At 69.8% G+C, this 8,086-nt stretch carries 8 protein-coding genes; 2 read left to right on the plus strand and 6 right to left on the minus strand.

Annotation, left to right across the window (positions count from 1 at the left end):
- On the minus strand, window positions 1-229 hold a 229-nt coding region (locus ACFQ4O_RS12735), incomplete at its 3' end, for a hypothetical protein (protein ID WP_378776069.1).
- A 151-nt stretch (window positions 230-380) separates the two neighbouring features.
- Entirely contained in the window at window positions 381-785 is a 405-nt protein-coding gene (locus tag ACFQ4O_RS12740) for a winged helix-turn-helix transcriptional regulator (RefSeq protein WP_378776070.1), read from the minus strand.
- Between the two features lie 103 nt (window positions 786-888).
- On the opposite strand from ACFQ4O_RS12740, the gene ACFQ4O_RS12745 reads away from it, so the two are divergent.
- Entirely contained in the window at window positions 889-1,497 is a 609-nt protein-coding gene (locus tag ACFQ4O_RS12745) for an NAD(P)-dependent oxidoreductase (protein WP_378776071.1), read from the plus strand.
- A gap of 37 nt (window positions 1,498-1,534) precedes the next feature.
- On the opposite strand, the gene ACFQ4O_RS12750 is transcribed toward ACFQ4O_RS12745, so the two are convergent.
- Entirely contained in the window at window positions 1,535-2,344 is an 810-nt protein-coding gene (locus ACFQ4O_RS12750) for an RNA methyltransferase (RefSeq protein WP_378776072.1), read from the minus strand.
- 72 nt (window positions 2,345-2,416) lie between these two features.
- Window positions 2,417-3,628: an MFS transporter gene (locus tag ACFQ4O_RS12755; RefSeq protein WP_378776073.1), complete on the minus strand. Its 1,212-nt coding sequence runs from the start codon at window positions 3,626-3,628 to the stop codon at window positions 2,417-2,419.
- Window positions 3,629-3,823: 195 nt separating this feature from the next.
- Here ACFQ4O_RS12755 and ACFQ4O_RS12760 point away from each other — a divergent pair, with 195 nt between their 5' ends.
- A complete protein-coding gene (locus ACFQ4O_RS12760; RefSeq protein ID WP_378776074.1) occupies window positions 3,824-5,035 on the plus strand; it encodes an NADP-dependent isocitrate dehydrogenase in 1,212 nt (403 codons plus the stop codon).
- A 188-nt stretch (window positions 5,036-5,223) separates the two neighbouring features.
- Here the strand turns inward: ACFQ4O_RS12760 and ahcY are convergent, their stop codons facing one another.
- Both ahcY and ACFQ4O_RS12770 read right to left on the minus strand, forming a co-directional pair.
- Window positions 5,224-6,660, minus strand: a complete 1,437-nt coding sequence (gene ahcY, locus ACFQ4O_RS12765; RefSeq protein ID WP_378776075.1) for an adenosylhomocysteinase — start codon at window positions 6,658-6,660, stop codon at window positions 5,224-5,226.
- A gap of 202 nt (window positions 6,661-6,862) precedes the next feature.
- Window positions 6,863-7,681 carry an outer membrane protein gene (locus tag ACFQ4O_RS12770; protein ID WP_378776076.1) on the minus strand — a complete coding sequence of 273 codons (819 nt, stop codon included), beginning with the start codon at window positions 7,679-7,681 and terminating at the stop codon, window positions 6,863-6,865.
- Window positions 7,682-8,086: the final 405 nt, after the last annotated feature.

Below are 8,086 nucleotides of genomic sequence, written 5' to 3' on the forward strand. Positions count from 1 at the left end.
GATCGGCGGCGTCGCGGGAGGTGGCGGCGGTCACGTCCGCCAGCCGCTGGCGGGCGCGCAGCAGCGCGACCGACGACACCACGGCGACGAACAGGGAGCCCAGGACGAGCGCGAGCGTGGCGGTCTCCGGCGCGCCGAACGGCGCGGCCTGCGCGGCGGAGGCGGAGAAGGTCGCCGTCGCGGTCAGTGCGACAAGAAGAGCGGCTCCGCGACGCGGCCGATCAGGCATGTGGCGAGGTCCCCGTCGGTGGTCCGTTCCAGCCGGGAACGGACTCCGGCGACGCCGGAGCGCGCCGCGCCCCCGTCGCGAATCAAGGTCAGTCTACTGATCCGGGGACTCGCGCCCAAGAGTCCATAACGGGTACGTGGGCGCCTCCCCGTCACTTTTTCGCCCCAGAGGCGCCGCCGCGGCCGGGATCGCCGTCGTAGCGGGCCTGCGCCGCCAGCACCTCGTCGATGTTGGTCTCGGCCCACAGGCGAAGCCCGTCCAGCAGCGCGGCGAGCGTGCCGCCGAGCGGGGTCAGCGCGTATTCCACCGTCACGGGCACGGTGGCGAAGGCGGTTCGGCTGACCAGCCCGTCGCGCTCCAGCCCCTTCAGCGTCTGCGACAGCGCCTTCTGGGACAGGCCCTCCACCTCCCGGCGGATGCGGTTGAAGCGCATCGGGCCGTCGACGAGCAGACCGAGGATCAGCGCGGCCCATTTGTTGGCGATCCGGTCCAGCACCATCCGGGTCGGGCACGCGGCGGCGTAGGCGTTGGGGGGCAGGGCGGAGGTGGCGTCCATGGGTGTCGTCGCGGTGACCTGGTGACGTTACGGTGCGTTCTTGGAAGGCTGATGTTGTGAATGTATGTAGGTATCTAATCGAAACCAACAGGAAGGTCACGCCATGCGCATCGCCCTCATCGGAGCCTCGGGCGCCGTCGGCTCCCGGATCCTCGCCGAACTCGCCCGCCGCGGCCACGCGGTCACCGCCATCGCCCGCCATCCCGAGCGCATCCCGGCGGCGCCGGGCGCCACGCCGGTCGGGGCGGATCTCTTCGACACCGAGGCGCTGGCCGCGACGCTGAAGGGCCATGACGCGGTGGTGAGCTCGGTGATGTTCCTCGACAGCGATCCCGAGGCGCTGATCGCCGCGGTGAAGGCCGCCGGCGCGCCGCGCTATCTGGTCGTCGGCGGCGCGGGCAGCCTGAACGTGGCCCCCGGCGTCCGCCTGCTCGACGCGTCGGATTTTCCGGCCGCCTACAAGGACGAGGCGACCGCGGGCGCGGCCTTCATCGACCGGCTGAAGGCGGAGCCCGATCTCGACTGGACGTTCCTGTCGCCCTCCGCCGAGTTCGGTCCCGGCGAGCGCACCGGCGTGTTCCGCCTCGGCGGCGACGACCTGCTGACCACCGCCTCCGGCAGCTCGATTTCCTACGAGGACTTCGCCGTGGCGCTGGCCGACGAGCTGGAGCGCCCCGCTCATTCCCGCGCGCGGTTCACCGTCGGCTATTGAGGGAGCGACCTCAGAGAGTGAGGCGGCTTCGCGCGCCTCACTCGTCCGACGCGGGCCTCAGGGCTTTGCGGGGGCGGCCGCCGGGGCCGGGGCGGCCTTCGGAGAGGGCGGCGACGGCGCCGTGCAGGGTCTGCAGGTCCTGCCGGGTCGGCTCCATGCGGTGGATCATGTTGCGCAGGTTGCGGGTCATGATCGCGCGCTTGTCCTCCGAACGGAAGAAGCCGGTTTCGTCCAGCTCGCCCTCCAGATGGCGGAACAGCGCCATCTTCTCGGACTCCGTCGCGTCGGGGGAGCGGCGGATCATGTCGAAGGCGGGCGCGCCGCCGGTCGCGGCCTTGAACCACTCGTAGCCGACCAGCAGCACCGCCTGCGCCAGATTGAGGCTGGCGTAAGCCGGGTTCACCGGAAAGGTGACGACGCGGGCGGCGAGCGCCACCTCGTCGTTCTCAAGCCCGGTGCGCTCGCGCCCGAACAGCACGCCGGCGCGCGCGCCGTGGGCCGCGAGCCGCACCGCCGCCTGCTCGGGCGTGTCCACGGGCTTGAGCTGGCCGCGCTCGCGGGCGGTGGTGGCGAACAGCAGCGTCAGGTCGGCCACCGCCTCCTCCAGCGTCTCGAACACGCGGGCGCCGTCCAGCACGTGATGGGCGCCGGCGGCGAAGGCGCGGGCGGTCTCCGACGTCACATCCGCGCGGCCCTGCACCACGCGGAGTTCGTTCAGGCCGAAATTCGCCATGGCGCGGGCGACCGCGCCCACGTTCTCAGCGAGCTGCGGCTGCACCAGCACCACGGCGGGGCCGGCCGGCAGGGCGGCGGCGATGTCGGCTTTGGTGCGGTTGGTTCCGGCCATGGCTCGCGTCGAACATGTGGAAGAGCGAAGGCTTGGCGCATAGCACGGGCGGCCCGGCTTCGCGACGCCCCGTCAGGCGCGGCCGGCGTCGCCCGCGGCGAAGGCGAGCGCGACGAGCGGCAGCAGCGTGCCCACGGCGGCGACGCCCGGCCAGCCGAAGGCCTGCATCAGCGGGCTGACCATGGCGGAGCCCGCCGCGCCGCCGAAGAACAGGATCGCCACATAGAGCCCGTTGATGCGGCCGCGCGCGGCCTCGTCGAGACCATAGATCGCCCGCTGGCCGAGGATCATGTTGATCTGCACGCCCGTATCCAGCACCACCGCGCCGAACAGCAGCGCCGCGACGCCGCCGACGCCCGCGCCCAGCAGGCCGTCGAGCCCTGCGATCGCGAAGCTCGCGGCGGACATGGCGAGGGCGGCGAGGGTGCCGGCGTAGGTGCGGCCGGAATCCGCCAGCCGTCCGGCCCAGGGCGCCACCAGCGCGCCCGCCGCGCCCGCCAGCGCGAACAGGCCGATCAGACTGTGCGACCAGCCGTAGCCCTCGGCAAGGCGCATCGGCACGGCGGTCCAGAACAGGCTGAAGCTCGCGAACATGGCGGCCTGATAGGCCGCGCGCCGCCGCAGCGTCCGGTGCCGCGCCAGCAGCGCGCCCATGGAGCGGATGAAGGCGCCGTAGCCGAGCCCGCCGGTCGCCGGGCGTTTCGGCAGCATGGCGAACACCACCGGCGCGAGCAGCGCCATCATCACCGCCGACAGGCCGAACACCGCGCGCCAGCCGGCGTAGTCGGCGAGCACGGAGGCGAGCGGGCGCGACAGCAGGATGCCGAACAGCAGCCCGCTCATCACCGTGCCCACCACCTGGCCGCGCACGGCCGCGGGCGCCGCGCCGCCCACCACCGGCAGCAGCATCTGCGCCGCGGTCGAGGCGACGCCGATGGCGAAGGAGGTCAGCAGGAACAGCGCGGCGGAGGGGGCGAGCGCGGCGGCGGCGAGCGTGAGCACCGCAGCGCCGAGCGTGATCGCGATCAGCCGCCGCGCCTCGACCAGATCGACGAGCGGCGCGAGCAGGATGAGGCCGACGCCGTAGCCGATCTGCGTCAGCGACACCACGCTGCTGGCGGCGACCGGCGACAGCGCCAGATCGTGGGCGATGAGATCGACCAGCGGCTGGGCGTAATAGAGGTTCGCCACGATGACGCCGCAGGCGACCGCCGCCATGAACACCAGGCGCCCGTCCACGCCGGAGGATGGGGCGGAGGCGGACGCGGCGGGGATTTCGGACATGAAACGGGCTCCCGGATGACGTGGGCCCGATCTAACGCGGGAACGCGTCCCGCGCAGGGGCGCGAAATGCAACGCCGCCTTGCGTCGCCGCCCGCGCCGCGGCTTCCCGACGCAGGGGCGCGGTGCTAAACGTGCCTTCGCTGCGCCGCGAAAGGCGCGACAGGCTCCGGTTCACCTCGAAAGGTTTGTCTCTCCATGGCGAAGATCAAGGTCGAAAACCCGGTCGTCGAACTCGACGGCGACGAGATGACCCGGATCATCTGGCAGTTCATCAAAGACAAGCTGATCCACCCCTATCTCGACATCGATCTGAAGTATTACGATCTCGGCATCGAGAACCGCGACGCCACCGAGGACCGGGTCACGGTCGAGGCGGCGGAGGCCATCAAGCAGTACGGCGTCGGCGTGAAATGCGCGACCATCACCCCGGACGAGGCCCGGGTGGAGGAGTTCACCCTCAAGAAGATGTGGAAGTCGCCGAACGGCACCATCCGCAACATCCTGGGCGGCGTGATCTTCCGCGAGCCGATCATCTGCAAGAACGTGCCGCGGCTGGTGCCGGGCTGGACCCAGCCGATCGTTGTCGGCCGCCACGCCTTCGGCGACCAGTACAAGGCGACCGACTTCAAGTTCCCCGGCAAGGGCAAGCTGACCATCAAGTTCGTCGGCGAGGACGGGACCACCATCGAGCACGACGTGTTCGACGCGCCGTCCTCGGGCGTCGCCATGGCGATGTACAATCTGGACGACTCGATCCGTGACTTCGCCCGCGCTTCGCTGAACTACGGCCTCGCGCGCGGCTACCCGGTCTATCTCTCCACCAAGAACACCATCCTCAAGGCCTATGACGGCCGCTTCAAGGATCTGTTCGCGGAGGTCTACGAGGCCGAGTTCAAGGCCAAGTTCGCTGAGAAGAAGATCTGGTACGAGCACCGCCTGATCGACGACATGGTCGCCTCGGCGCTGAAGTGGTCCGGCGGCTACATCTGGGCCTGCAAGAACTACGACGGCGACGTGCAGTCCGACACGGTGGCGCAGGGCTTCGGCTCGCTCGGCCTGATGACCTCGGTGCTGACCACGCCGGACGGCAAGATCATGGAGGCGGAGGCCGCCCACGGCACCGTCACCCGCCACTACCGCGAGCACCAGAAGGGCAAGGCGACCTCCACCAACGCCATCGCCTCGATCTTCGCCTGGACCCGCGGCCTCGGCCATCGCGCCAAGCTCGACGGCAATGACGAGCTGAAGCGCTTCGCCGAGACGCTGGAGAAGGTCTGCGTCGACACGGTCGAGGCCGGCTTCATGACCAAGGATCTGGCGCTGCTGGTGGGCGACGAGCAGGGCTGGCTCACCACCACCGGCTTCCTCGACAAGATCGACGAGAACCTGCAGAAGGCCATGGCCTGAAGGCGTTCGGGCCGGGAGCTTTCAGGCGTCCCGGCCCGCCGTCGCAATTGAAAAAGGGGCGGCCCGCAGGCCGCCCCTTTTTCATGTCCCGAGAGGCGTCGCCGCCCCTCGCGCGGCTCATGCGCGCCGACCTCTCCCCGCCGGGGAGAGGCGATCCGTGACGCTCGGGGCCGGAGGAACGCGGCCGCTCAGTAGCGGTAGGCTTCCGGCTTGAACGGGCCTTCGGTGGCGACGCCGATGTAAGAGGCCTGCTTAGCCGAGAGCTTGGAGAGCTTCACGCCGATCTTGCCGAGATGCAGCGCCGCGACCTTCTCGTCGAGCTTCTTCGGCAGCACGTAGACCTGACGCTCGTACTTGCCGTCCGCGTTGTTGGCGTAGAGCTCGATCTGCGCCAGCGTCTGGTTGGTGAACGAGGCCGACATCACGAAGGACGGGTGGCCGGTGGCGTTGCCGAGGTTCACGAGACGGCCTTCCGACAGCACGATGATGCGCTTGCCGTCGGGGAACTCCACCTCGTCCACCTGCGGCTTGACGTTGTCCCACTTGAAGTTCTTCAGCGCGCCGATCTGGATCTCGCTGTCGAAGTGGCCGATGTTGCAGACGATGGCGCGGTCCTTCATGGCCCGCATGTGGTCGACGGTGATGACGTCCACGTTGCCGGTCGCGGTCACGAAGATGTCGGCGCGCGGGGCGGCGTCCTCCATGGTGACGACCTCGTAGCCTTCCATCGCCGCCTGCAGCGCGCAGATCGGATCGACCTCGGACACGAGCACGCGGCAGCCGGCCTGGCGCAGCGAGGCGGCCGAGCCCTTGCCCACGTCGCCGAAGCCCGCGACCATGGCGACCTTGCCGGCCATCATCACGTCGGTGCCGCGGCGGATGGCGTCCACCAGCGACTCACGGCAGCCATAGAGGTTGTCGAACTTCGACTTGGTGACGCTGTCGTTCACGTTGATGGCCGGGAACAGCAGCTCACCCTTGCGGGCGAGATCGTACAGGCGGTGCACGCCGGTGGTGGTCTCCTCGGTCACGCCGAGGATGGCGTCGGCGTTCTTGGTGTACCAGCCCGGATGGCTCTTGAGCCGCTTTTTGATGGCGGCGAAGAGGATGGTCTCCTCCTCGTTGGTGGCGCCTTCGAGGAAGGCCACGTCGCCGGCTTCCGCGCGCTTGCCGAGATGCAGCAGCAGCGTGGCGTCGCCGCCGTCGTCGAGGATCATGTTCGGGGTGCCGCCATCGGCCCACTCGAAGATCTTGTGGGTGTACTCCCAGTACTCCTCCAGCGTCTCGCCCTTCACGGCGAAGACGGGGGTGCCGTTGGCGGCGATGGCGGCGGCGGCGTGGTCCTGGGTGGAGTAGATGTTGCAGGAGGCCCAGCGCACGTCGGCGCCCAGCGCCTTCAGGGTCTCGATCAGCATCGCGGTCTGGATCGTCATGTGCAGCGAGCCCGCGATGCGCGCGCCCTTGAGCGGCTGCGACGGGCCGTACTCTGCGCGCACGGACATCAGGCCGGGCATCTCGGTCTCGGCGATGGCGAGCTCCTTGCGGCCCCAGTCGGCCAGCGAGATGTCCTTGACGATGTAGTCGTTGAGGGGGGCGTCCTTGAGGGCGGCGGCGCTCTGGCTCATGGCGGTCCTTCAATGTTGGCCCACGGCGAGGCGGGCGGGATCGGATATGGCGCGTCTCCTACCATGCGAGGCCCGACAGGGCAATAAAGACATAAAGAAGTCTTTATGTCACAAAACGGGCGACGCCTGCTCGACGCTGCGCGTGAAAAAAGGGCGGCCCGAAAGCCGCCCTTTCCTGTCCGTCGTCGCCGGGGGCGGACGATCAGAAGCGGTAGTTCACGCCCAACCGCGCGATGTGGCCGTCGTTCTCGAAGCGGGAGCGGTAGCCGCTCTGGCCGATCGGGGCGGCGGCGGTGCGGTTCACGTTCAGCGTGGTGTCGCCGAGGTCGTAATAGAGGTACTCGCCCTTCACGCTGATCGCGTCGGTGACGGCGTATTCGACGCCGGCGCCGACCGTGTAGCCCACCTCGACATTGCTCTTGGAGTCCGAGAAGCCGAGCGCGCCGCCGCCGCCGGCCGGCGGCTGGTTGTTGAAGAAGCGGGCCGAGGTCTTCACCTCGCCATAGGCCAGACCGCCGGTGCCGTAGACCAGAACGCGGTCGAAGGCGTAGCCGACGCGGGCGCGGACGGTGCCGAGATATTCGAGCTCCTGCTTGAACACCGAGCGGATGTTGCCGGCCGCCGGCGCGAGCGGCGGGATGTTGTAGCGGCGGGTGTCGTCGATGTCGGCGTAGGAGATGTCGGCCTCGACGCCGAACACCACCGGCGAGTTGTCGAGCTGGACGTTGTAGCCGGCCTGGGCGCCGAACAGCCAGCCGTCGCCGTCCACGCCGATGCTCGGCGGGCGCAGGCGGTTCTGCACGTTGAGGCTGGTCGCCGCGTCCTTGCCGCGGGTGCGGATGTCGTGGTCGCCCCACACGTGGCCCGCATGGGCGCCGACATAGAAGCCGGTCCAGGTGAAGGACGACACGGCGATCGCCGACGGCGCCGGCTCGTAGGCGGGAAGGTCGGCGGCCGAAACGGCGGTCGCGGACAAGAGAAGCGCTGCGGCCGAAACGGCGGCGCGGGCGGTGGCGTTCATGGCGTTTCCTCGTTGGTCTGCGATCACGTCGCAGGGCGGGTACGCGCGGCCTCACCCGCCGGTTCGCCTACGTTCCCGTGATCGCGGCGATGGAGAAGGGGTGTGTCTTTCCGGACGCGGCATGGGTGGGGGGCGCTTCGATCACAGGCGCGTCAGACGCCCGCGAGGCCGATGACAAGACGGTCCGCGACCCCCACATTGCGGGCGAACCAACTGGGGATACCAAACGCACATGTTCCGACCGACCTTCGCCCGCCGGCTCGCCGCCACCGCCTTCGCCGCGCTGATCGCGGTCGTGACGATGGCGCCGATCGACGCCGAGGCCCGCGCCGGCCGGAGCGGCGGCGTCGGGAGCCGCGGCTCCAAGACGTTCTCGGCCCCGCCCCCCACCGCCACCTCGCCGGG

This window comes from Methylopila musalis, from assembly GCF_042679725.1.
GTDB classification, from domain to species: Bacteria; Pseudomonadota; Alphaproteobacteria; order Rhizobiales; family Methylopilaceae; genus Methylopila; species Methylopila musalis.

What these genes read in the sequence shown, in the direction of transcription:
- ACFQ4O_RS12740 (WP_378776070.1), bottom strand. Translation starts at nt 785, where the DNA reads ATGGACGCCACCTCCGCCCTGCCCCCCAACGCCTACGCCGCCGCGTGC.
- ACFQ4O_RS12755 (WP_378776073.1), bottom strand. Translation starts at nt 3,628, where the DNA reads ATGTCCGAAATCCCCGCCGCGTCCGCCTCCGCCCCATCCTCCGGCGTG.
- ACFQ4O_RS12760 (WP_378776074.1), top strand. Translation starts at nt 3,824, where the DNA reads ATGGCGAAGATCAAGGTCGAAAACCCGGTCGTCGAACTCGACGGCGAC.
- ahcY (WP_378776075.1), bottom strand. Translation starts at nt 6,660, where the DNA reads ATGAGCCAGAGCGCCGCCGCCCTCAAGGACGCCCCCCTCAACGACTAC.
- ACFQ4O_RS12750 (WP_378776072.1), bottom strand. Translation starts at nt 2,344, where the DNA reads ATGGCCGGAACCAACCGCACCAAAGCCGACATCGCCGCCGCCCTGCCG.
- ACFQ4O_RS12770 (WP_378776076.1), bottom strand. Translation starts at nt 7,681, where the DNA reads ATGAACGCCACCGCCCGCGCCGCCGTTTCGGCCGCAGCGCTTCTCTTG.
- ACFQ4O_RS12745 (WP_378776071.1), top strand. Translation starts at nt 889, where the DNA reads ATGCGCATCGCCCTCATCGGAGCCTCGGGCGCCGTCGGCTCCCGGATC.